This window comes from Rhizobium ecuadorense, from assembly GCF_001187535.1.
Classification (GTDB): Bacteria; Pseudomonadota; Alphaproteobacteria; order Rhizobiales; family Rhizobiaceae; genus Rhizobium; species Rhizobium ecuadorense.
The window spans coordinates 119,822-143,442 of record NZ_LFIO01000207.1; the positions used below are offsets into that span (position 1 = coordinate 119,822).

Here is a 23,621-nt window from a genome sequence, read left to right on the forward strand (position 1 = left end):
CCCTCCCTTTCGGCTAAGATGGTTTGCCTGCCGGCATAGCAGCGCCGGTCTCGCCGACACTTCCGATCAGCGCTCTGAGCGCTTCCTCTCGACCATTGAAAAGATTTTCGACGCCGATCGCTTTGATGACGCCGGCGCGGTCGAGGATGCCGCGGCTTTCTTCACTGAGGTCGGCCATGGCAAAGACGATATTGCGCTTTGCCAGCAGTTCGGCCACGGCGTCGAGCGCGGCTGCGCCGGTGCTGTCGATATGCGTGACGGCACTGGCATCGAGCACCAGGCATCGGGTTTCGGCCGGAAGTCCCTTGGCGACCGAGGCCAGCCGCATCCTGATATAATCGGCATTGTAAAACAGAATGCTGCCCTGGATGGCGAAGACGGCGGCGCCCGCGACGGGGCGAGCTTCCGGAAAACGGGCGAGATCGAAAAAGCCGTGCCGTCCTTCGATACGGCCAAGCAGGCCATCGCGGGGAAACATCGTCTGACGCAGGAGATAGACGAGCGTTGCCGCAACGGCGACGATGACGCCGTTGAGAACACCGAAGCTGATTGCGCCCCACATGGCGATCAGCGCAAAAATGAATTCCATGCGGCTGATGCGCCAGATCTTTTTCAATTCGTGAATATCGATGAGGCTGATCGCCGCCGTTGCAAGAATTGCGGCGAGCGCGGGAATGGGAAGGATCCGCAACGCGCTATGAAGGAAGACAAGCGCGGCAATCAGGGTCGCGGCCGATACCAGTCCCGCCACCTGGGAGACACCGCCCGTCGACAGGTTTATCGCGGTTCGCGAATCCGAGACGCTGACCGGAAACGAGCCGAACAGACCGGGCGCGATATTGGCGGCGCCAAGTCCGATCAATTCCTGATTGGCGTCGACCTCCTCGCCGGTTCGTGACCCAAAGCTTCTTGCCGCGACGATGCCGGCGCCGAAGCTGACCAGAAAGATCGCCGCCGAACCGAGCACGATCTTGTCGAGAGGCATCTGATGTAATGCAGGCAGGGACAGGCTCGGCAGTCCGCCAGGGATATCGCCGACAACTGCGATGCCGCGGCCCTGGAAATCGAAGATCGCCGAAAGCACGACCGAGAGGACGACCACCAGAACGGGACCCGGAACTCTGAACCGGAAGGCCCGCACGATCCATAACAAGGCGAACATGACGAGGCCGAGGACGAGGGAAGGCCAGTGGATCAGACTGCTCTTGGCGAGCATTTCGACAAGCGGCGGGATCAGTCCATCCGACTGGATCTTCACTCCTGTGAAGCGGCCGATCTGTCCGACAAGGATCGAGAGCGAAACGCCCGCGAAGAAGCCCACCAGAATGGGGCGGGAGAGAAAACTTGCGAGAACGCCGAGCCTCAGCAATTTCGCCGCGATGCAGAAGACGCCGACGCCAAGCGCAAGGGCCGAGGCGATGGCGACCCGGTCGACAGCTGCCGTCGTCGGTTCGGCGGCGATAATGGCGCCCATGGCGGCCGCCAGCACGGTCATGGTCGCAGCATCCGGCCCGACGACCAAAAGCCGGGAAGGACCGAAGATCGCATAGGCGATCGGCGCGACGATGCTGGCATAGATGCCGGTCTCCGGCGGCAGGCCGGCGATGGCGGGATAGGCGATGGCGCTCGGCAGGCCGACTGCGGCGATCGACAGCCCGGCCGGAATGTCACTGCGGAGCCAGTCTCTGTTGAAGCCGGCCAAGCCCCGCAACATCGGAAGACTTCCTATCACCGCGGGCTCCTTATTCTTTGCCGCTGATATGCATCAGTGTTCAAGAAACACGTAATTCATCCAGCTGCTCATGCGCAGCAGCACCTTGCGCAGAACGGCGACGTGGTGCCAATGATGGGTGTAGACCGCGACGTCCGCGACCACGCCGCCCGGCAGTTGATAGTCCTTGGTGCTTTCGAGCAGCTCGATCCGAGCCAGCGTTTGTCCAGGCGAGAGGCGCTCGGGTGATTGCGGGTCGATCAGCGCGCCGCTCGGCTGCAACTGGCCCTGGGCCATCACATCGATGACCTCTCCCACCCGCGCCTTGAATATCTTGCCGGGCACGGCTTTGAAGGAAACCTCCGCCTCATCGCCGACGCGGACGCGCTGCAGCGAGTTCTGGATGAAGGCCGCCGCCAGCATGCGGTCTTGGCTGTCGATGAAGACCATGACCGGCCGTAGCGGCAGAGGATTGGCCATCATTCCGGGACGGAGGAAGACCTGGGTCACGTAGCCGTCGGTCGGCGCCCGCACGACCGTCTGGTCGAGTTCGTACTCGGCATTGTGCAATTCCGCCTGCAGCCTTGCAACCGTCGGGTTGGTTCCGTTGATCTCAGACTCAAAGGCAAGCTTTGCCTGCAGCGCCTGGGCGCGGGCCGTGTCGACCGTAGCCTCTGACGTCAGGTAGATGCCGCGCCGGTTTTCGACCTCGAGTTCGGAAAAGACAGCACCCTTGCCGCTCGACTTTGCATTCTCGTTCGACTGCTGGAATTTCTCAAAGGCCTGCTGCGACCTGTCCCGCGAGGCCTCGGCGCCCGTGACAGCTGAATTGGCGGCATCCATGGCCGCTTTCAATTGCAGGACGGACTGCTCGGCTTCTGCGAGCGCGGCTTTTTTCTGATCGACGGTAAACTGGTAAGGCCGCGGATCAATGCGAAAGAGGATATCGCCCTTCTTCAAAGGCGCATTCGCTGTCACCGGGACCTCGACGACCTGGCCTCCGACGACCGGGATGACCGGTGCCGAGGTGAAATAGATGCGACCGTCGCTCGAATAGGGATGGTTATAGCTCATCAGGAGCAGCAGGGTTGAAATGAGGAAGATCCCTCCAAGGACAGCGGTTGCGAGCGTCCACTGGTTCACCGGGATCCTGAATATTTTAAAGACTGCCCAGCAGATCGCGGCGTAGGTGAGTATAAGGAGCAGATCCATCAGGCGTTCTCCTTCTCCGGCGTCCTTGTCTCGAGCTCGGCGATTCGTGCATGGAGGCGAGCGATTTCCGCGTTCGCCTCAGCTTCCGCCGATAACTTCCCGTCTTGCCGGATGCCCCAGCCCCTGTCTTCGCGGTAAAGCGTTGCCCAAATGAACAGAAACGGCCAGATCACGTGGAGCGTGAAGAGGCTGACCCATCCGGCAACATGTATAGCGTCCTGATGGGGGTGGTTTCGTGCCTTGGCCATCAGGTGGGGAATGTCGTGAATGGCAATCACGGCATAGAAAAGCGTGACCACGACGAAGACCAAGACGCCCAACGCAAAATAGTCGAGAAACACGGATCCCCCTTCCGGCTTGGGTCTAGCCCGAGCCGCTGATCGCAAGCGAAGCTGGAATAGTAGGCCCGTTTCGGCGCAAAGGCCCGTAGCATCGCGTAATCTCTATCGAGGCGTTCGCAGATCATTCAACGGATCAGATCGGCTGTGCGGCAGGCAGTCATGCAAGAGCAGCGAGTCGCATTGTAAGATCGCGTATTTTACGTCTCCAACTCGTTCGCCTGATATATAATTTCTCCCATCTGCTGAGCGCAGTTCGGCGGCGGGGGCGGCGATGGCGTCGGGAGAAAGTGGTTCGACATACCGGTCCGCCCTTGAAACGGCAGAGACTTATTTTCCCGACCAGGCGAGGCTGGTGCAGCGGCTTTTCTACGTCAATGAAGCCTTTCACAGCATGTGCGAGGATCTGGCTGCCGCGGCGGAGGCTTTGGCGCGTGCCGAACAGCTGCCTGAGGCGATCAAGGAGCTGCGGCGGCTGGAATATGCAGGTCTGGTCGATGCCCTATTGAAAGAGATGCGAGAGGCGATATCGCAATCGAAAATTGTGGTGCTCAGGCGTTCAACCGTCACCGGTCCGAAATCTCCGTAAACGCGTCCGTCCGTCAACCGATTCAAGGCAACCGATTCAAGGGAGGTGCATGCGATGAAAGCAATTTCCCGCAAACTGCTTGGTGGATTGTCGGCTCTGGCGATCATTGTGCTGCAGCCGGCCCTCCCCGTGCGAGCACAGGCTCCCGCGCCCGCTGCCGCGCCTGCTCCGGCGGGCGCCGAACAGCCGGCCGCTGCCCTCCTCTCCGAAGACGAGCTTGAAGTGCTGGTCGCGCGGATCGCGCTCTATCCGGACGAACTGGTCGCGGCGATTTCGGCCGCCTCGCTCTTTCCGCTGCAGATCATCGAAGCACAGCGTTTTCTGGAAGCGAAAAAGAAGAATACCGACCTCAAGCCCAAAAGCGACTGGGACGGCAGCGTCGTTTCGCTGCTCAACTACCCTGACATCGTCAAGATGATGAGCGAGGATCTCGACTGGACCCAATCGCTCGCCGATGCGCTCGCCAATCAGCAGAAGGACGTGCTGATCGCCATTCAGCAGCTTCGCGACGAGGCGGTGGCAAAGAACATCATCAAGACGGACGACAAGGTGACGGTTGTCACCGAAAACGACAACATCATCATCCGGCCGACCGATCCCGAGAAGATCTATATCCCGCAATATCCGCCGGAAATGCTCTATGAGCCGGGCTATGCGACGGAACCGATCTCCTATTATCCCGACTACTACGACAGCTATTATTATCCCGGCGCCGCCTTCTTCGCCGGCGCCGTCACCGGGCTTGCCTGGGCCGCCATCGTCAACTGGGACGACTGGGGGGTATGGGGCGGCCGCTGGGACGGCGATATCGACATCGATTGCAACAATTGCCTGAACAATCGCAACTTCAACGGCAAAATGAAGTTGAATGACGTCGACTGGGCGAATGTCGACCGCAGCAAGCTGAGCATCGGCAAGGATCAGCTTGGCAAGCTGGACCGGTCGGCGATCCAGTCGGGGCTACAGGCCGACAATCGCAATCAACTGCGCAACAAGGCCGCGGACAGGCAGGCAAGCCAGGGGCCGGGCAATCGCGGCACGGCGGCGCGCGCGGACGATATCCGGAAAAGCACGGCGCAAGGGCTGAAGGCCAAACCGCAGGCAAACAGGCCGGCGGCCGGTGATCGTCAGACTGCGTCCCGGCCGGAGAACCGTCCCAAACAATCGGCCAATCGCCCTTCGGCGAAACCCGCGCAGAAATCCGTCAAGAAACCCAGCAAACCGCAGATGGCTGCGAGGCCCGACAATCGCGGACGCCAGTCGAGCGCACTCGGCAATGTCCAGTCCGGCCGCCAGCAGGCCGTCGCCTCGAAACGAGGTGCACAAAGCATGGGCGCTCACCGCCCGGCAGCCCGTCCCGTTCAGCACTCGCGCCCGATGCCGTCGCGCGGCGGCGGCGGCCGCGGTGGCGGTGGTGGCGGCAGAGGAGGAGGACGGCGATGAGACCCCTTCCAAGCCCATGGAGCTACATCATGAGACGTCAAGCGATCGTAATCCCGCTCATGCTTGCGACAGCGCTTTGCGCGATACCGGCGACACCGGCGATTTCGCAGGGCCAGACGGATCTCACCGAATACAAGGCGGCAAAGGCTTCACCGAAATTCGACAGCCCGGATCTTGCCCTCGATCGGCTGAAATCGGTGCTCGGCTCCAATAATATCGGCGATCTTGCCGATCTGCTCGGCCTGAACGCGGACAGACTGCGCGCCAGCAACGAGGCGATGATCGCCTATGGATTGATCCGGGAGGGCGCCGAGCGACAGATGATCCTGAAAGACGCCGATGGTGCGAAGATCGTTGCGATCGGCGATCGGCTCTGGCCTCTGCCGTTCCCGCTCACCGAGGACAAGGATGGGAAATGGTCCTTCGACACACAACGCGGCTTTGAGGAGATCGTCAACCGGCGCATCGGCGAGAACGAACTGGCGACGATCGACACGATGCACGAATATGTGGCGGCGCAGTATCAATATGCATCCGACGATCGCGACGGTGACGGTATTTACGAATTCGCCAAGAAACTGATCAGCAGTCCAGGCAAGCTGGACGGTCTCTACTGGGACCCGAAGGTCTATCCGGAAGAAAGCCCGGCAAGCGCGCTTGTGGAGACGGCCGCCTTCGGCGCCGCCAAACGCGGCGAAGGTTATTTCGGATACCGCTATCGCATCCTGACCGCCCAGGGCGACAATGTGCTCGGCGGCAAACAAAGCTACGTCATCAATGGATATATGACCGGCGGCTTCGCACTCATCGCCTGGCCGGTCAACTATCGGGTGACCGGCGTGCAGACATTTATCGTCAACGGGAGGAGCGCCATCTACCAACGCGATCTCGGACCGCAGACGGAACAGCGCGCCGCCGCAATCAAGGAATTCAATCCGGATGCCAACTGGACCGTTGTCAGCGATTAGGTTCGGGCAGCGTCCCGCGCCCCGTTTCAGAGGTGCGACGCCGCTGCCCCTGTCCGCCCCGACGCAATCAGGGGGGGCTTGTACGAGGCAGCGGCCATGGCGCGATTGGAATAGCGTTTGTTGCCCGTGACTTCCCGCCCGAGCCATTGCGGCAGCGCCGGCAGATCTTCTTCGCTCGCTATTTCGATCTCGGCGAGCGTCAATCCCTCATAGGCGCCGGCAAAGACGTCCACCTCCCAGTTTCGGCCCTCGTGAAGGACCCGGTAGCGGGTCTTTTCAATAACGTGGCCAGTCGCATGGAGAAGCAGGTCTCGCGCCTCTTCGACGGGAATCTCATACTCATATTCGTCTTTCGCAAGCCCCATCGTATGGAATTTGATTGTCAGGCAGGCGGAACGACCGTCAATCAGACGGACACGCACCGGGTTCTCGCCGCGAGACAGATACCCCTGCTGCAGGACATGTGAAATGCTGGCCCGCGCGCGCCAGCTATCGCTACGCACGAGGAATTTGCGCTCGATCTCGGTCGCTTTCACGTTGATTTCTCCCGAAGGATTTCCGGTTTTCTCCGAATCCCGGAAATGCTCCACTCCTTGTTCTCACATAATTCCCGAAGCAAAAGGGCTAGGCGCTTTTGCTGGAACTGCTCTCGCTTTTCCTGCCGGTCACTCGACAGGCGGCTCCCAGGTGAGGAAGAAGCCGACGTCTCCGGGCATGCCGTCCGGGAAGTTGATGATCATGGCCTTCAGCCCATAGCCCTGCGGCTTGGCAACCTCTTCGAAAAGTTCGAGAAGTTCCTTCGCCTTTCCCTGCAGTGTCTTCTGCCATCCCGACAGGTTATTGTTGATGGCCCGACCGCTGTCGGAGCAGAAGGTCGATGGAAAGCTGTAGATCAGCGCCTCGTATTTGCCATCGGCGGCCGCTTTCATCACCAGCCGCTTGATGGTGGCGCGCTCGGCTTCGCCGAGCTGTTTGCGGAAAAAATCCTCGACGAATTCCGCGTGTTTCTTTGCTTCACGCGCCTTGATCTTTTCGCTGCGCTCCATCTCGACAAGCTGAAGCTCCAGAGCACGTTTGCGCAGTTCCTCTGCACTCGTCATCGGATGGGAAGTAGAGGTCTCAGGTGATGTCATCGCAGCCTCCTCCAGAATACCCGGCGATGATAGGGCGAGCTTGGAGACTAAGGCAGTAAAATACATGACCGGGCCGGTAGAATACGGTATCCTACGCCGGCCTTTCGCAAATCGTGACTACGTCCATTATTTGGCCAGTCATCGGATTCTTTTGGCGTTGGGTGGGGTATTCAGCTGGGCAGCATTGCCGTTACGGCTGGCGGGGCGTGCTGCAGATTGTTCGCAATCGCAGTCTGGGGGAACCGATGACGAGTGCAGGCATAAACAGGGTCGCCGCCTCGCAGGAGGAGGTGCAGCAGCAACTCGAGCGAATTCTTTCCAGCCGGGAGTTCCGCCTTCCCGAACGGACGAGGAAGTTCCTTGAATTCGTCGTCACGGAAACGCTTGCGGGCCGTCGCGACTATCTGAAGGCCTTTACCATCGCGCAGGCCGTTTTTGGCCGGGACGCGAACTTCGATGCCCAGCAGGACCCCTGCGTTCGTATCGAAGCCGGCCGGCTGAGACGGGAACTCGAACATTATTACCTGACCGCCGGCGGCGCCGACCGGATCATCATCACCATCCCGAAGGGCGGCTACGCGCCGGTCTTCGATGTCATCGAGAGCGCTGGACCCGCGAACTTGGTGTCACCCGAGCACCCCCATCGGCCTGGCCGGTCGGGCGATGATAGCGGGCAGATCGATACGGCTGCGGATACGATCAGCCGGGAGCAACCGGACCGGGGTCTATCGCGGCCCCTATATTGGCTGCTTGCAGCGGGCGCCGTGCTCATCCTGGCCGCGGCAGCAGCGCTCCTTCAGCAGTTGGGATCGTCGAATGCGGAGCGCGAGACGGTAGCGGGAACCGACAATCGCCCCACCATTATCGTCGAGCGTTTTGAAAGCGCGCCCGACGGGAGCCTTGCCTCCGATATCTCCCGCGGCATGACCGACGATATCATCGAGAAGCTGGTCCGCTTCAACGACATCGTCGTCGTCACCGCCATGCCGCGGAAAACCGGCGAAGCTTCGCCAGGGCCGCTCTATGCCCTGCAGGGAAGTGTGCGGCTTGAGGGCAGCAACTTGCGCTCGACAGCCAGACTCGTGCGACGGGCCGATGCTGCTGTCATCTGGGCAAGCGACTACGATGCCGACTTGAAGATGCAAGGCATCCCGAAAACGCAAACGATCCTTGCCGGGGATATCGCCGCGGCGGTCGCGCGGCCGTTCGGCGTCATGTTCCAAACCGATACTGCGGCCATTGCCGGCAATCCGGACGCTTTTTCCTGCGTTCTCTCCTATTACAGCTACCGCAACGAAATGACGGTGCAAGCTCACGAAGCGGCGAAATCCTGCCTGCAACAGGCCGTGGAAAAAACCCCGGCCGATTCCAATGTCGCGGCCCTTCTTTCGTTGATATATCTCGACGAGTTCCGCTTTTCATACCAGCTTCACACGCAATCGACGGCCGCCACGCTCGGCATCGCCAAAGAACTTGCCGAGCATGCCGTGCAGCTCGACTCGAAGAATGCCCGCGCCCTTCAGGCACTGATGCTGGCCAACTTTTTCGGTCATGATCCGGCTGCCGCTCTCAGCGCCGGCGCCGCCGCCTATGCCAGCAATCCGAACGATACCGAAGTGGCGGGTGAATACGGCCTGCGCCTGTCGATGTCGGGGGAATGGGATAGAGGCTGCACGCTGATTTCGGAGGCCGTCGGCAAAAATGCCGGCCCACGCGGATATTACGAAGTCGGAATGGCCCTCTGCGCCTTCATGCGCGGCGATACGCAGGCTGCCGAACTCTGGTCGCGCATGTCTGATCTCAATTACAACCCGATGCATCGCCTCGTATTGCTCTCCATTCTCGGCGCGCTTGGAAAAAAGCAGGAGGCCGACGAACAGCTCGACTGGATCAGGCGCGAATCACCTGCACTGATCCCGAACATCCGACGCGAAGTCGTCAGCCGGCTGGCGCGAACCGAGGATCAGCAACGGTTCTTTGCGGGAATAGAGGCTGCGGGGCTGTCGGTGCAATCGCCGAGAGATTGAGGTCGTGGGAGCGGAATGCCAGCGCCAAATCGATGGTCTCTAATTTATGCCCGTTATTGACGCCTCTGCGAGAGGCACGGCTTTCGCCTGCACCCGCGTTTATTCGGAATCGGTCTTCCGGTCGGCGAGTCGATTTGACGCCAGATTAGGCTGGACCAGTCTCTTGCTGGCAAAAGCCCTGCCGGAATGCGATTTCAGGTATGTTTCAAATTCAAGCGCCTTGTGCTTGTCAGGAAAGGCGCAATACCAGAGCAAATTCCATGGTGCGAATTTGGCGGTATGGGTGGATTTTCCGGCATTGTGCGCCGACAGACGCTGTTTCAGATCTGCGGTAGAGCCGGTGTATTCCTGATCGGGAAAATCGACGCTGCGGAGAATATAAACGTACCACATCAGCGTTTCAGCCCGTCGTCGCCCTTCGGGCTATGCCGGGCACTGCTTCGGCCTAACGGTTTCTCGCGGCTGCGCCATGCGAAGCCCGTAAGGGCGAAGCGTGGTGGAGCTAAGCGGGATCGAACCGCTGACCTCTTGCATGCCATGCAAGCGCTCTCCCAGCTGAGCTATAGCCCCATCAAGGTGGTCCGGCTGAGGGCCGGTCCTGGGATGCTTCGCAGGGCGTGCCCTGCGGAGTGGCGGCTTATTACTTCCGGTTTTCGGAGATAGCAAGCCTAAAAAATCCGGCCCGGAGAATTTTTTCCTCGCCGGGCCGAAATGCAGCCGTCAGACTTCGTCTTCGTCGCCGGTCACGCCGATGATGTCGCTCATGTCGTCGTCGTCATCGTCTTCGTCCGGTGTGAGGAAGGTGTCGTCGTCGTCATCGCCTTCGATTTCGACATCGTCGTCGCCCATATCCGGGATGTCGTCGCCGGAGGCGGCGTCATCGGCATCCTCGAGCGAAACCAGTTCGACTTCGGTGTTTTCGGTATCGACTTCCGCAACCTCGTCTTCTTCGGCAACGTCAGCGATCGCCGAGGTTTCTTCGAAGAAGGACAGGGGGTAGGATTTGCCGGTATAAGGAGAAACGATCGGATCCCGGTTCAGATCATAAAACTTCTTGCCGGTTTCCGGATCGGTACGCTTGGTTCCAAGTTCCGCTTTCGCCACTATAAGCCTCGTGAGAATGGCCGAATCCGAGATTCGGCAAATGCCGTTCAAGCCGGCGTTCCATCGGAATTTATAAGCCGGTCCCCTTAATCGCTGTGGCTTCCCATGTCAAAGCCAAACTTTATGATCGGAGCGCAAGGTATTTCCGGCGCCGACGGATGACCGGCCGGCGGGTTTATGGTAGCGAGCCGCGGCAGCTGCGGAGCTGAGCGAAGATCGTCGCCGGAAGGGGCGGCCTTGCGAAGAAAATGCTGCGCCTTTACAAAGGATTACGCGTGCATGGCGCCGCGCCGCGGCCTTTGAGCCGGTTGCCCCAGGATTGACAAGATGAGCACCAGGACTTTCACCATCGCCATCGATGGCCCGGCGGCGGCCGGCAAGGGCACTCTCTCGCGCCGCATCGCCGAGCAATACGGCTTCCATCATCTCGATACCGGCCTGACCTATCGCGCCACGGCCAAGGCGCTGCTCGACGCCGGCCTGCCGCTCGATGACGAGGCGGTGGCCGAAAAGATCGCGCGGGAGGTTGAACTTGCCGGATTGGATCGCGATATACTTTCCAAACATGAGATCGGCGAAGCCGCGTCGAAAATAGCCGTCATGCCGGCGGTGCGCCGGGCGCTGGTCGAGGCGCAGCGGCGATTTGCGACGAAGGCGCCGGGAACCGTGCTCGACGGGCGCGATATCGGCACGGTCGTCTGCCCGGATGCGCCGGTGAAGCTCTATGTGACGGCGACGCCGGAGGTGCGGGCAAGACGCCGTTACGACGAGATCCTCGGCAAGGGGGCGACGGCCGATTTCGATGCGATTTTCGAGGACGTCAAGCGGCGCGACGAACGCGACATGGGACGGGCCGACAGCCCTTTGAAACCAGCTGATGATGCGCACTTGCTTGATACGTCGGAAATGAGTATAGAGGCCGCGTTTCAAGCCGCTCAATCGATCATCGATGCGGTCTTGAGCCGAGATGCCTAAATTCAAGCGATTTTGCATGCTCAGACGCATGGATCGCTTTTAATACAGCAGCCTGAAATTCCGTCCAAGCGCCGGATTGCCTTCGTGAAAGAGGGCGGACTGGGTTCAGGCCCGTTCAACGCAAACCAACCGGCGCATACGTGTCCGCTTCCCTATCCAGGACACGCAGGAGATTTTATGTCAGTAGCAACTCCCTCTCGCGAGGATTTCGCGGCCCTTCTCGAAGAGTCCTTTGCCAAGAACGATCTGGCCGAAGGCTATGTAACCAAGGGTATCGTCACGGGCATCGAAAAGGATGTCGCCGTTGTTGACGTCGGCCTGAAGGTCGAAGGCCGCATCGCGCTCAAGGAATTCGGCGCCCGTGCCAAGGACGGCCAGCTCAAGGTTGGCGATGAAGTCGAAGTCTACGTCGAGCGTATCGAAAACGCGCTTGGCGAAGCTGTTCTGTCGCGCGAGAAGGCTCGCCGCGAAGAAAGCTGGGTCAAGCTCGAAGCCAAGTTCGAAGCTGGCGAGCGCGTCGAAGGCGTCATCTTCAACCAGGTCAAGGGTGGCTTCACGGTCGACCTCGACGGTGCGATCGCCTTCCTGCCGCGTTCTCAGGTCGACATCCGCCCGATCCGCGACGTTACCCCGCTGATGCACAACCCGCAGCCCTTCGAAATCCTCAAGATGGACAAGCGCCGCGGCAACATCGTGGTTTCGCGCCGTACGGTCCTGGAAGAATCCCGCGCCGAGCAGCGTTCTGAAATCGTTCAGAACCTCGAAGAAGGCCAGGTTGTCGACGGCGTCGTCAAGAACATCACCGATTACGGTGCGTTCGTCGACCTCGGCGGCATCGACGGCCTGCTGCACGTCACCGACATGGCATGGCGCCGTGTGAACCATCCGTCGGAAATCCTGAACATCGGCCAGCAGGTCAAGGTTCAGATCATCCGCATCAACCAGGAAACCCACCGCATCTCGCTCGGCATGAAGCAGCTCGAGAGCGATCCGTGGGATGGCATCCAGGCCAAGTATCCGGAAGGCAAGAAGATTTCCGGTACCGTCACGAATATCACCGACTACGGTGCATTCGTCGAGCTGGAGCCGGGCATCGAAGGCCTGATCCACATCTCGGAAATGTCCTGGACCAAGAAGAACGTTCACCCCGGCAAGATCCTGTCCACGAGCCAGGAAGTCGAAGTCGTCGTTCTCGAAGTCGACCCGTCCAAGCGCCGTATTTCGCTCGGCCTCAAGCAGACGCTGGAAAATCCGTGGGCAGCATTCGCCCGCAGCCATCCGGCCGGCACTGAAGTCGAAGGCGAAGTCAAGAACAAGACCGAATTCGGCCTGTTCATCGGCCTCGACGGCGACGTTGACGGCATGGTGCACCTCTCCGACCTCGACTGGAACCGTCCGGGCGAACAGGTCATCGAGGAGTTCAACAAGGGTGACGTCGTCAAGGCCGTCGTTCTCGACGTCGATGTCGAGAAGGAACGCATCTCGCTCGGCATCAAGCAGCTCGGCAAGGATGCGGTCGGCGACGCCGCTGCATCGGGCGACCTGCGCAAGAATGCAGTCGTTTCCTGCGAAGTCATCGCGGTCAACGACGGCGGTGTCGAAGTGAAGCTCGTCAACCACGAGGACATCACTTCCTTCATCCGTCGCGCCGACCTCGCCCGCGACCGCGACGAACAGCGCCCTGAGCGCTTCTCGGTCGGCCAGGTCTTCGACGCCCGCGTCACCAACTTCTCCAAGAAGGACCGCAAGATCATGCTGTCCATCAAGGCTCTGGAGATTGCGGAAGAGAAGGAAGCCGTTGCCCAGTTCGGTTCGTCCGACAGCGGCGCTTCGCTCGGCGACATTCTGGGCGCAGCCCTGAAGAACCGCGGCGGCGAATAAGCCTCGCATCCGCCTTTGAATTGAAGAACCCGCCGGAGCGATCCGGCGGGTTCTTCATTTTCAAGTTATGAACATTTATTCCCAGCCGACCATGCGCTGATAGAGCGCGTAAACAGGGTCGGCGGCCGCGCCTGACTGATAAGGCGTCGGCTCGGCATCGATCATCCTCGGCGTCCTGCGTTGAGGCGCCGCATTGGCCGCTTCGGCATCGGCCGCGGCATCCCCGCCGCCGGACTGCGCCTGCTGCTGATCTTCCTGCTGCGGATCGTCTTGCTGCTGATCCGGCGGCGCGCCGTCGTGATGGTGCTGATGCTGGTGGCTGGTTTCACCCGCCTTCCCGTTCGGCGGGACATCCTTGGCGAACTGATAAGGCAGCTGCGTATAGGCAAGTCCCTCCGGCATCCTTGCCGCCAGCGGGATATAGGCAGCCTCGGCCGTCTCGGCTATCGGCATCATCGGCGGTGGCGCGTCGATCTCTTTCGGCTGGCGGGCAGCCGCGGCCACGACCTCCGTTTCCACCGGCGACGGGCGTGGCGCTGCGGACGGGCGCGCATCGGGTGCTGCGAGTTCCGCCGGCTGCCTGGTCAGGGTTTCGGCCGCATCGCTGATGACGGCATCGTCGAGGATCGCATCGATCTCCACGGCCGCTTCGACGGGACCATCCTCCAGCACGGCTTCGACGTCCTGCTCGCGGATGATGGTGACGATCATCTCGGAGACCTCTTCGGTCATCGAAGCGACAATTCCCGTCCAATTTCTCGGAATGACGGGATCGCCTTTTCCCGACATGGCGCGAGGCTGGATCGCAGGCGCCTCCGGCATTTCCCGCGCGTCCTCGGCCGCTGTGGCCTCGGCCGGCAAGGTTGGCGCGGCGTCGATCTCCTGCGGCTCGGGTTCCTCCGGGGCGACCGCGCTTGCCGCTGCCGACGCGGATTGAGCCCGGTTTTCGGGCCGCGGCGCTTCCGGATCGGCAGCGTCCACGGCCTCAGTGATGACCGCCTCCTCGGCGGTTGCCAAAGCCGCGGTCTCGACCAGCGAACTGGCCGGTGCGGACGGCTTGTCTGCCGGCTGGCGCATGGCGGCAGACGCATGATCCTCGTGCAGCTGGATTTCCGGCCGGGCTTCGGCGCGCATCGGCGAAGCGTCGTTCTGGCCATAGGAGCGCACGACGGCACGGGCGGCGAGATCGCGATCCTTGTAGCGGACAATTTCCAGATATGCGACGATGCGGGCTGCTTCCGGACCTGCGGGATTCTTCAGGGCTGCGGCGATCATCCGAAGCGGCAGACTGTGGCCTTGCTCCGTAAGTTGGCGCTCCACCTCGTCGATCCTGGCAGCCGGCAGCCGCTGGATGGCATCGGCAAGCCGGGAGGCGAAGGCGAGATTGCTTTCGTCCTCGCCGCGATCCAGCGAGATCGCGCGGCCGGCCGCATCGATGGCGTCGAGGAGGGCTTCGATCATGCGCTCGCGTGCGGCAAGGAGCAGGATACTGAGTTTGCCGGCAATGGCGGAATTCAGGTCGGCGGCTTCGACGGGATTGACCGGCGCTGGCGCAATCACAGAACGGCCGAGGCCGCCGGCGACGATCGCCGCAGTCTGGCCTTGGGACGAAAAGCTTGCATTGGACGCTGCACGAACGGGAGTCAACATGGCATGCTCCTTTCGCAAAGTGACGATGAAAGCAGGCTCTATAAAAGGGCCGCGCTCATCCGGCCCCCTTGCATCCCAGCAGATCCTCCTGTCCGCATGACGCAATACCGGCGTCATCGAAATGCATAAATATTAATGGGAATTTTAGGAAAGAGGCGTTAACGAATCGCTAACAGCCGCAGACAGGCCCGTCGACGGTCTTTGTTTTCAATTGTGCCGCAGGCAATTTACTCAGCTATGGGCGAAAATATCGGCCTCTTCCCAGCCGAGCAGGTCGAGCTTGGCGCGGGTCGGCAGGAATGCGAAGCAGGCCGTCGCATGGTCGAAGCGGCCGTCGCGGATCAAGCGTGCCGTGAGCTTGTCGCGCAACGCGTGGAGATAAAGCACATCGGAAGCGGCATATTCGAGCTGGGCCGGAGACAGCGTCTCGGCCGCCCAATCGGAAGATTGCTGCGTCTTGGAAATATCGACGTCGAGCATCTCCTTGAGATTGTCCTTGAGGCCATGCCGATCCGTATAGGTGCGGATCAGGCGCGAGGCGATCTTGGTGCAGAACACCGGGGTCGTCGTGACGCCGAACGTGTGGAAGAGGACGGCGATATCGAAGCGGCCGTAATGGAAGATCTTCTGATGGGTCGGATCTTCGAGCAGGGCGACGAGATTGGGGGCCTCTTTCTGGCCGGCGGCGATGCGGATGACGTCGGCGGTGCCGTCACCCGGCGAAAGCTGGACGACGCAGAGCCGGTCCCGGCGCGGCACCAGGCCGAGCGTTTCGGTGTCGATGGCGACCGCGCCGGTGTAACGGGCGGCATCGACCGCTGATATATCGCCTTCGTGATAACGTATGGTGGCGGCCATGAGACTGTCTTCCCCTAGGATGTCAGGCTGAAGCGGCCTGAGATCGTGTTTTAGCGCTATAGCGCAAAGCCGCAAAATGCGAAACCGCTTCCTCTGGCGGTGGATCAGAATGTCGGCGGCGTGTTGATCCAGAGAAGAACGGTTTCGCCATCGTGGCGATTGCGCCAGGAATGGTAGCGGCGGCTTTCGAAGTAAAGTGAATCGCCGGGTCCGAGATCGAAGAACTGATCGCTGTCGAGCACCAGTTCGAGCCGGCCGGACAGAACGTGCATGAACTCCTCGCCCTCGTGACGATAGGCGCCTTCGCTGGCAGCACCCGGCGCCAGCACGAAACGATGGCAATCCATCATCCTGCGGCCTTCGGCAAGCAACTGCACCGCGACTCCAGGGGTCGTTTCCGGCCAGGTGCGCCATTCCCCGGCACGCACCATGACCGGCACCTCGCCGCTTTCTTCACCGGAGAGGCGGGAAACGGTGGTGCCGTAATACTCGGCGAGGTCATGCAGCGTCTTGAAACCGACGCCCTGCGAGGTGCGCTCCAGGGTCGAGAGGGTCGAAGCGGTGATGCCGATGTCGCCGGCCACCTGCTCCAGCGTCTTGCCGCTCGCGTGGCGCAGGCTGCGCAGCTTGCGGCCGAGGCCGGTTCCCTGGCTTGTCTCGGCGCCATCGGCGGACGGCTCCTCGGCCTCCAGCGCCTCGCGGATGGCCGCGGGATTGAGGCCGCGCTCGACACGATACCAGGAGATGCGCTTCAAGCGCGCCAGATCGTCGGCGCTGTATTGCCGATGGCCGGTTTGCGAACGGCCGGGAACGAGCAGACCCTGACTTTCCCAGAGCCGCAGCGTCGAAGCCGAAACGCCCGCCAACCGCGCGGCCTCGGCCACCTTGTAGCGTACAGGCCCGCTATCATTCATCCGAAATATCCCTGATTCCAATCGCGTGCGAGCATTCATCAAAACACGTGATGTTTGAAGAAAAAAATGGCTCTTGTTTTCTTACAGGAAAAATGTAGGAATTTCGATAGTGATTGCAGAATTTCTGCAAGATAATTCCAGATCCCCTTTCAGCCAGGAGCGCATTGATGACCGCGACAAGCCTTACCGACCGGAAGAACGCCGCCATTTCCCGCGGCGTCGGCATGACGACCCAGATCTATGCCGATCGTGCGGAGAATGCCGAGATCTGGGACAAGGAGGGCCGCCGCTATATCGATTTCGCGGCCGGCATCGCCGTTCTCAATACCGGACACCGTCACCCCAAAGTCATCGCGGCGGTCAAGGATCAGCTCGACCATTTCACCCATACCTGCCACCAGGTTGTTCCCTACGAAAACTATGTCAGCCTTGCCGAACGGTTGAACGCGCTGCTGCCGGGTGACTTCGAGAAGAAGACGATCTTCGTCACGACGGGCGCCGAGGCGGTGGAAAATGCCGTCAAGATCGCGCGTGCGGCAACCGGCCGCTCGGCCGTCATCGCCTTCGGTGGCGGCTTTCACGGCCGCACCTTCATGGGCATGGCGCTGACCGGCAAGGTGGTGCCCTACAAGGTCGGCTTCGGCGCCATGCCGGGCGACGTCTTCCATGTCCCCTTCCCGGTCGAGCTGCATGGCGTCACCGTCGATCAGTCGCTGGCGGCGCTGAAGAAGCTTTTTGCCGCCGATGTCGATCCGCAGCGAGTCGCGGCCATCATCATCGAGCCGGTGCAGGGCGAAGGCGGCTTCTACCCGGCGCCGGCCGCCTTCATGAAGGCGCTGCGCGAACTCTGCGACCAGCACGGTATCCTGTTGATCGCCGACGAGGTGCAGACCGGTTTTGCCCGCACCGGCCGGATGTTCGCGATGGATCATCACGAGGTGGCGGCCGACCTGACGACGATGGCAAAGAGCCTTGCCGGCGGCTTTCCGCTCGCCGCCGTCACCGGCCGCGCCGAGATCATGGACGCGCCGGGACCGGGCGGGCTCGGCGGCACCTATGGCGGCAACCCGCTCGGCATCGCCGCAGCGCACGCCGTCCTCGACGTTATCGCCGACGAGGATCTCTGCAATCGCGCCAACCAGCTCGGCGGCCGGCTGAAACAGCGGCTGGAATCGCTGCGTGAGACGGTACCCGAGATCGCCGATATCCGCGGGCCGGGCTTCATGAATGCGGTCGAATTCAACGACCGGACGACCGGATTGCCGAGTGCCGAATTCGCCAACCGGGTGCGTCTGATCGCGCTCGACAAGGGCCTGATCCTGCTGACCTGCGGCGTCCACGGCAACGTCATCCGCTTCCTCGCGCCGATCACCATCCAGGACGAGGTTCTCGGCGAGGCGCTCGACATCCTCGAGGCTTCGATGCTGGAAGCGAGCGCGGCCAAGTAACCGAACCGGATTTCAATGGCTGCCGGCGACCGGCAGCCGCTCCCAAGGAGACATGAGATGGCTTTCACCACCGCCCTGACGAGGCACGTTCCCTTCTCTTCGCCGTTCCTGCGCGCCGCCGGCTATATCAACGGCGTCTGGACATCGGGCGATGCCGCCAAGACCTTCGAGGTGCTCAATCCGGCAACCGGCGAACTGCTTGCTTCGCTGCCCGATATGGGGGCTGCCGAGACGCGGGCGGCGATCGATGCGGCCTATGCCGCCCAGCCGGCCTGGGCTGCGCGGCCCGCCAAGGAGCGCAGCCTCATCCTGCGCAAATGGTTCGACCTGATGGTTGCCAATGCAGATGCGCTCGCTGCAATCCTCACCGCCGAAATGGGCAAGCCCTTCGCCGAAGCGCGCGGCGAGATCCTGTATGCCGCGTCCTATATCGAATGGTATGCGGAGGAAGCCAAGCGGATCTACGGCGAGACGATCCCAGCGCCTTCCGATGACAAGCGCATGATCGTCATCAAGCAGCCGGTCGGCGTCGTCGGCACGATCACGCCGTGGAATTTCCCGGCGGCGATGATTGCCCGCAAGATCGCGCCGGCACTGGCCGTCGGCTGCACGGTGGTGTCGAAGCCGGCCGAGCAGACGCCGCTGACGGCAATCGCGCTTGCCGTGCTCGCCGAACAGGCCGGCATTCCCTCAGGCGTCTTCAACCTCATCGTCGGCGTCGACGGCCCGGCGATCGGCCGCGAGCTCTGCGGCAACGACAAGGTGCGCAAGATCAGCTTCACCGGCTCGACCGAAGTCGGCCGCATCCTGATGCGGCAGTGCGCCGACCAGATCAAGAAGGTGAGCCTGGAACTCGGCGGCAACGCGCCGTTCATTGTCTTTGATGATGCTGATCTCGATGCCGCCGTCGAGGGCGCGATCGCCTCCAAATACCGCAATGCCGGCCAGACCTGCGTTTGTGCCAACCGCCTCTATATCCAGTCGAGCGTCTATGACGCCTTCGCGGCCAAGCTTGCTGCCAGGGTCGCCGCAATGCCGGTCGGCGACGGCTTCCAGGCCGGCGTCGAGATCGGGCCGCTGATCGACGAGCAGGGCCTTGCCAAGGTGGAAGACCATGTCGGCGACGCGCTTGCCAAGGGCGCCAAGGTGCTGACCGGCGGCAAGCGCATCGACGGCGCCGGCACCTTCTTTGCCCCGACGGTGCTGACCGGCGTTGAGCGCGGCATGAAGGTGGCGCGCGAGGAAACCTTCGGGCCGGTGGCGCCGCTCTTCCGTTTCAAGACGGCCGAGGATGTCATCACTCAAGCCAATGATACGGAATTCGGCCTTGCCGCCTATTTCTATGCCGGCGACCTGAAGAAGGTCTGGCGGGTGGCGGAAGCGCTGGAATATGGCATGATCGGCATCAATACCGGCATCATGTCCTCCGAGACCGCGCCCTTCGGCGGCATCAAACAATCCGGCCTCGGCCGCGAGGGCTCACGTCACGGCGCCGACGACTATCTGGAAATGAAATATCTCTGCATCGGCGGCGTCTGATCGGCCAGCCGCAAGAAGCAGGCACGCGGCCTCTCGCCGCGTGCCGTCAATAATGCGGTGGGCGGGTGATACCAGGCGCTTCCAGAGACTGTTCCTCGAGCGACAGGAAACGTTCGGTCAGCCGGTCGAGCTTGGTGCGCATCTGCTCCACGACCTTCCATTGTTCGGCAAGCTGATCGGACAGCTCCTCGATCGTCTTTGCCTGATAGGCCAGCATTTCCTCCAGCCGGGTGATGCGGTTCGTCTCGTCGGACATTAGAGCCTTTCCGGGTTAGATTGCAGCATTCTGCCGGAGCAGATTTTCGTCAGGGCAAAGGCGATTGGCGATGGGCATACCCCTTGGTACGTCCGAGCCGATCGCCTTTGCCCTGGCGGAAAGATGCCCGGCCCACCCGGCCGCACCGCTTCGCCGTGGCGAAGCGATAAGTGCGTCCGGCGATTTTAAGTCTTGCAGATTTGCCTGGCAAATCTGCGGGAGGGTTGGCTGAAACGGGCCGCCTGCTCGACCGGCCGGCTTGGCCGTAGAGCTGGGCTACGACACGCGCCAGCCGGTCGACCATCCGCCTCCGTTTGAGCCAACAGAATGCTACAATCTAACCCGGAAAGGCTCTACATCCTCCTTTGCCGACACCGGCAGAACAGATGGTTCTCCCAAAGCGGAAATAGGCCACCTCGTCAATGTTTTCGATGGCCTGCGCAACCGCGCAAAACTGAACCGTTTGGTTACTAAAAGACCTTGCCGTGCCCTGTGTTGTGGGATAGGCCCTTTCCCATCAGGGAGGAATACTGATGGATGCAGGAAACGGCTTTCTTCATCCGGACCGGCTCTTTCCGGCCGACCCGGCAACACGGACCATTGCGCGCGACCTCTATGAGACGGTGCGCACTCTTCCGATCGTCAGCCCGCATGGGCATACCGAACCGTCCTGGTTCGCCGACGACAAGCCTTTCGAAGATGCGGCTTCGCTGCTGGTTATTCCCGATCACTATCTCTTCCGCATGCTGCACAGCGTCGGCGTCGCATTGGACGAGCTTGGCGTGCCGCGGCTCGACGGCAAGCCCGTGGCTCAGGGACGCGCGATCTGGCGGACCTTCGCCAGGCATTACCATCTCTTCCGCGGAACGCCATCGAGCCTCTGGGTCGATCATGCGATGTCCGCCGTTCTCGGCTGCACCGAGCCGCTGACACCTGACAATGCCGATGCGCTCTACGATCACATCAATGCCCAGCTTGCCCGTCCGGAATTCCGCCCGCGAGCGCTGCATCAGCGATTCGGCATCGAAACGATCGCGACGACGGAGGGCGCGCTCGATCCGCTGGCGCACCACCAGAAGATGGCGGCGGACGGCTGGATCGGCAAGGTCCGGACCACCTACCGGCCGGACAGCGTCACCGATCCCGATGCCGTCGGCTTCCGCGACAATCTCATAAAGTTCGGCGAGATCACCGGCACTGAGGTGACGCGCTGGGACGGGCTGATCGAGGCGCATCGGCGCCGGCGCGCCTATTTCCGCCAGTTCGGCGCCACCGCGACCGATCACGGCGTGCCGAGCGCCTTCACCGCCGACCTGCCGCTTGCCGAAAAACAGGCGCTGCTCGACAAGGCGCTGAAGGGGCCGCTTTCGGCTGTCGACGCAGAGCTTTTCCGCGGCCAGATGATGACGGAGATGGCCGGGCTTTCGGCTGAGGACGGCATGGTCATGCAGATCCATGCCGGTTCGCGGCGCAATACCGACAGCGGGTTGTTTGCGACGCGCGGCCCCAATATGGGCGCCGATATCCCGACGCGAACGGACTGGGTCGGCGGCCTGAATGCGCTGCTTTCCAAGTACGGCCATGCGCCGGGGCTGCGGGTGCTGCTCTTCACCCTCGACGAGACGACTTATGCGCGCGAGATGGCGCCGATGGCCGGCCATTGGCCCTGCCTGATGATCGGTCCGCCTTGGTGGTTCCACGACAGCCCGCTCGGCATTCGCCGCTATCTCGACCAGGTGGTGGAAACGGCTGGCTTCGCCAATATGGCCGGTTTCAACGACGACACGCGGGCGCTGCTTTCAATCCCGGCGCGGCATGATGTCTGGCGCCGCGAAGTCTGCCGCTTCCTCGCCGGACTCGCCGCCGAGCACCGGATTTCCAAAGGGGAAGCCGAGATCGTGGCGGGCGAACTCTCCTATGGCAATGCGAAGAAGGCCTATAAGCTGTGACCGAACGACTGCAGACCCTTTCCGGCCTCGCCCCGACGGCGAAGCTTCCCGCCTATGACCGCGGCCGGCTGAAAAGCGGCATCCTGCATCTGGGACCCGGCGCCTTTTTCCGTGCGCATTTTGCGCCGTTTACCGATGGCGCGCTGGCCGCCGCAGGCGGCGACTGGGGCATCGAGGTGGCAAGCCTGCGCACGCCCGATGTCGCCGACAATCTGAGCGCCCAGAACGGGCTTTATACGACGCTGATCCGCGATACGTCGGGCACGACGGCTGAGGTGATCGGTTCGATTCTTAAGGCGCATGTGGCGCCGCGCGATCCGGCCGGCCTGCTGGCGCGGCTCGAAGATCCGGAAATCCGCATCGTCAGCATGACGGTGACGGAAAAGGCCTACGGTTTCGATCCGGCAACGGGCGGCCTCGACCTCAAACATCCCGACATCGTCGCCGACCTCGCCGACCGGCATGCGCCGCGCGGCGTCATCGGCTATCTCGTCGAAGGCCTAGCACGCCGCCGGCAGAAGGGGATCGCTCCCTTCACGCCGCTCAGCTGCGACAACCTGCCGAGCAACGGCGCCGTCCTGAGACGCCTCGTGCTCGAATTCACCTCTCGCATCGATGCCGATCTGCATGACTGGATCGAAGCGAATGTACCCTTCCCGTCGACGATGGTCGACCGCATCACCCCGGCCAGTACCGACGCGACCTATGCCGATGCCGAGCGGCTGACAGGCCGCACGGATATGGCGGCGATCGAGACGGAGCCCTTTACGCAATGGGTTATCGAAGATCATTTCGCCGATGGCCGTCCGGCCTGGGAAAATGTGCGTGGCGCGCTGATGGTCGAAGACGTCTCGGCCTATGAGAAGATGAAGCTCCGGATGCTGAACGGCGCCCATTCGCTGCTCGCCTATCTCGGTTATATCGGCGGCTATGAATTTATCCGCGACGTGATGGACGATGCTGCCCTGGCAGCCCTGGCCTATCGCCACATGCATGCGGCGGCGCGAACGCTCGATCCGGTCCCCGGCATCGATCTCGACGATTACGCCAACGAATTGATAGCGCGCTTTGCAAACAAGGCGATCGCGCATCGCACCTATCAGATCGCCATGGACGGCACACAGAAACTGCCGCAGCGGCTGCTGGAACCGACCTGCGAGGCGCTGGCGCATGGCGACCGGGCAGAGACCTATGCGATCGCCGTTGCGGCATGGATGCGCTATGCGCTCGGTGAACACGGCAATGGCGATCGTTACGAGCTGCGCGATCCCCGGGCTGCCGAAATCGCGGCGTTGATTGCCGATGTCCCGCGCACCGGCCCGGCGATCTCGGCGGCGCTTTTCACCCTTCCCGGCCTTTTCCCGGCGGCGTTGACGGAACATCGGGCGTGGACGCAGGATGTGTCGGACAAGCTGGAGATTTTGATCCAGGACGATCGGTTGCCGTTGTTTTGAGGTTTTCTGACATGGGAGAGGGTGTGCCGTGGCCGCCCCCCTCTGCCCTGCCGGGCATCTCCCCCACAGGTGGGGAGATCACAAGTGGCCAAACCTTCGCGCCCGTCTATCGTTGCGCCCGGCTGTGACGCCAGTTGTTTGAGGAAGCCGGTGAGCCCAGCCAATCTCCCCA

General features: G+C 61.8%; 21 protein-coding genes and 1 tRNA gene. 10 read left to right on the forward strand and 12 right to left on the reverse strand.

Going from position 1 to position 23,621, the window contains the following annotated elements:
* Nucleotides 1-13: 13 nt before the first annotated feature.
* Genes AF337_RS05320 through AF337_RS05330 form a run of 3 tightly spaced genes read right to left on the reverse strand, consistent with a single transcriptional unit; the run spans nucleotide 14 to nucleotide 3,264 of the window.
* Nucleotides 14-1,714 (reverse strand): SulP family inorganic anion transporter, encoded by a 1,701-nt coding sequence (locus AF337_RS05320; RefSeq protein ID WP_244471186.1) that lies wholly within the window; start codon nucleotides 1,712-1,714, stop codon nucleotides 14-16.
* A 51-nt stretch (nucleotides 1,715-1,765) separates the two neighbouring features.
* Entirely contained in the window at nucleotides 1,766-2,923 is a 1,158-nt protein-coding gene (locus AF337_RS05325; RefSeq protein WP_049731299.1) for an HlyD family secretion protein, read from the reverse strand.
* Complete coding sequence (locus AF337_RS05330) at nucleotides 2,923-3,264, reverse strand: DUF3302 domain-containing protein (RefSeq protein WP_049731300.1); 342 nt, start codon at nucleotides 3,262-3,264, stop codon at nucleotides 2,923-2,925. The genes AF337_RS05325 and AF337_RS05330 overlap by 1 nt, the downstream gene beginning before the upstream one ends.
* Before the next feature lie 271 nt (nucleotides 3,265-3,535).
* Here AF337_RS05330 and AF337_RS05335 point away from each other — a divergent pair, with 271 nt between their 5' ends.
* From AF337_RS05335 to AF337_RS05345, 3 genes are read left to right on the forward strand one after another with little or no spacing between them, the layout of a single operon-like run.
* Nucleotides 3,536-3,850 carry a hypothetical protein gene (locus AF337_RS05335; RefSeq protein ID WP_049731301.1) on the forward strand — a complete coding sequence of 105 codons (315 nt, stop codon included), beginning with the start codon at nucleotides 3,536-3,538 and terminating at the stop codon, nucleotides 3,848-3,850.
* A 54-nt stretch (nucleotides 3,851-3,904) separates the two neighbouring features.
* The gene (locus AF337_RS05340; protein WP_049731302.1) at nucleotides 3,905-5,293 is read left to right on the forward strand and encodes a DUF3300 domain-containing protein; all 1,389 of its coding nucleotides are present in this window, start codon (nucleotides 3,905-3,907) and stop codon (nucleotides 5,291-5,293) included.
* 29 nt (nucleotides 5,294-5,322) lie between these two features.
* The gene (locus AF337_RS05345) at nucleotides 5,323-6,261 is read left to right on the forward strand and encodes a DUF2950 family protein (RefSeq protein WP_049731303.1); all 939 of its coding nucleotides are present in this window, start codon (nucleotides 5,323-5,325) and stop codon (nucleotides 6,259-6,261) included.
* Between the two features lie 26 nt (nucleotides 6,262-6,287).
* Here the strand turns inward: AF337_RS05345 and AF337_RS05350 are convergent, their stop codons facing one another.
* Nucleotides 6,288-6,797, reverse strand: coding sequence for a CYTH domain-containing protein (locus AF337_RS05350; RefSeq protein ID WP_049731357.1), 510 nt, complete (start codon nucleotides 6,795-6,797; stop codon nucleotides 6,288-6,290).
* A gap of 129 nt (nucleotides 6,798-6,926) precedes the next feature.
* Nucleotides 6,927-7,394, reverse strand: a complete 468-nt coding sequence (locus AF337_RS05355; RefSeq protein ID WP_049731304.1) for a hypothetical protein — start codon at nucleotides 7,392-7,394, stop codon at nucleotides 6,927-6,929.
* A gap of 245 nt (nucleotides 7,395-7,639) precedes the next feature.
* Between AF337_RS05355 and AF337_RS05360 the strand changes: the two genes are divergently transcribed.
* Nucleotides 7,640-9,421 (forward strand): hypothetical protein, encoded by a 1,782-nt coding sequence (locus tag AF337_RS05360; RefSeq protein ID WP_049731305.1) that lies wholly within the window; start codon nucleotides 7,640-7,642, stop codon nucleotides 9,419-9,421.
* 99 nt (nucleotides 9,422-9,520) lie between these two features.
* On the opposite strand, the gene AF337_RS05365 is transcribed toward AF337_RS05360, so the two are convergent.
* The 3 genes from AF337_RS05365 to AF337_RS05375 form a co-directional block, all read right to left on the reverse strand.
* A complete protein-coding gene (locus tag AF337_RS05365) occupies nucleotides 9,521-9,814 on the reverse strand; it encodes a GIY-YIG nuclease family protein (protein ID WP_049731306.1) in 294 nt (97 codons plus the stop codon).
* A 101-nt stretch (nucleotides 9,815-9,915) separates the two neighbouring features.
* Nucleotides 9,916-9,991, reverse strand: a tRNA-Ala gene (locus tag AF337_RS05370).
* A 150-nt stretch (nucleotides 9,992-10,141) separates the two neighbouring features.
* Nucleotides 10,142-10,525: a TIGR02300 family protein gene (locus AF337_RS05375; RefSeq protein ID WP_003583384.1), complete on the reverse strand. Its 384-nt coding sequence runs from the start codon at nucleotides 10,523-10,525 to the stop codon at nucleotides 10,142-10,144.
* Nucleotides 10,526-10,852: 327 nt separating this feature from the next.
* Between AF337_RS05375 and cmk the strand changes: the two genes are divergently transcribed.
* The gene (gene cmk / locus AF337_RS05380; protein ID WP_049731307.1) at nucleotides 10,853-11,500 is read left to right on the forward strand and encodes a (d)CMP kinase; all 648 of its coding nucleotides are present in this window, start codon (nucleotides 10,853-10,855) and stop codon (nucleotides 11,498-11,500) included.
* 177 nt (nucleotides 11,501-11,677) lie between these two features.
* Nucleotides 11,678-13,381, forward strand: coding sequence for a 30S ribosomal protein S1 (gene rpsA, locus AF337_RS05385; RefSeq protein ID WP_003571265.1), 1,704 nt, complete (start codon nucleotides 11,678-11,680; stop codon nucleotides 13,379-13,381).
* A gap of 75 nt (nucleotides 13,382-13,456) precedes the next feature.
* Here rpsA and AF337_RS05390 read toward each other — a convergent pair whose 3' ends face one another.
* From AF337_RS05390 to AF337_RS05400, 3 genes are all read right to left on the reverse strand, one after another.
* Entirely contained in the window at nucleotides 13,457-15,031 is a 1,575-nt protein-coding gene (locus tag AF337_RS05390) for a hypothetical protein (protein WP_049731308.1), read from the reverse strand.
* A 231-nt stretch (nucleotides 15,032-15,262) separates the two neighbouring features.
* A complete protein-coding gene (locus AF337_RS05395) occupies nucleotides 15,263-15,889 on the reverse strand; it encodes a ribonuclease D (RefSeq protein WP_049731309.1) in 627 nt (208 codons plus the stop codon).
* 104 nt (nucleotides 15,890-15,993) lie between these two features.
* Entirely contained in the window at nucleotides 15,994-16,803 is an 810-nt protein-coding gene (locus AF337_RS05400; RefSeq protein WP_049731310.1) for a MerR family transcriptional regulator, read from the reverse strand.
* A 167-nt stretch (nucleotides 16,804-16,970) separates the two neighbouring features.
* Here AF337_RS05400 and AF337_RS05405 point away from each other — a divergent pair, with 167 nt between their 5' ends.
* Together AF337_RS05405 and AF337_RS05410 are read left to right on the forward strand one after the other, a co-directional pair.
* A complete protein-coding gene (locus AF337_RS05405; protein WP_049731311.1) occupies nucleotides 16,971-18,251 on the forward strand; it encodes a 4-aminobutyrate--2-oxoglutarate transaminase in 1,281 nt (426 codons plus the stop codon).
* Nucleotides 18,252-18,308: 57 nt separating this feature from the next.
* Nucleotides 18,309-19,790, forward strand: coding sequence for an NAD-dependent succinate-semialdehyde dehydrogenase (locus AF337_RS05410; RefSeq protein WP_049731312.1), 1,482 nt, complete (start codon nucleotides 18,309-18,311; stop codon nucleotides 19,788-19,790).
* 46 nt (nucleotides 19,791-19,836) lie between these two features.
* Here AF337_RS05410 and AF337_RS05415 read toward each other — a convergent pair whose 3' ends face one another.
* On the reverse strand, nucleotides 19,837-20,046 hold the full coding sequence (locus AF337_RS05415; RefSeq protein WP_010055195.1) for a SlyX family protein: 210 nt from the start codon (nucleotides 20,044-20,046) through the stop codon (nucleotides 19,837-19,839).
* Nucleotides 20,047-20,579: 533 nt separating this feature from the next.
* Here AF337_RS05415 and uxaC point away from each other — a divergent pair.
* Together uxaC and AF337_RS05425 are read left to right on the forward strand one after the other, a co-directional pair.
* On the forward strand, nucleotides 20,580-21,995 hold the full coding sequence (uxaC, locus tag AF337_RS05420) for a glucuronate isomerase (protein WP_049731313.1): 1,416 nt from the start codon (nucleotides 20,580-20,582) through the stop codon (nucleotides 21,993-21,995).
* The gene (locus tag AF337_RS05425) at nucleotides 21,992-23,449 is read left to right on the forward strand and encodes a mannitol dehydrogenase family protein (RefSeq protein ID WP_049731314.1); all 1,458 of its coding nucleotides are present in this window, start codon (nucleotides 21,992-21,994) and stop codon (nucleotides 23,447-23,449) included. The genes uxaC and AF337_RS05425 overlap by 4 nt, the downstream gene beginning before the upstream one ends.
* Nucleotides 23,450-23,621 lie beyond the last annotated feature (172 nt).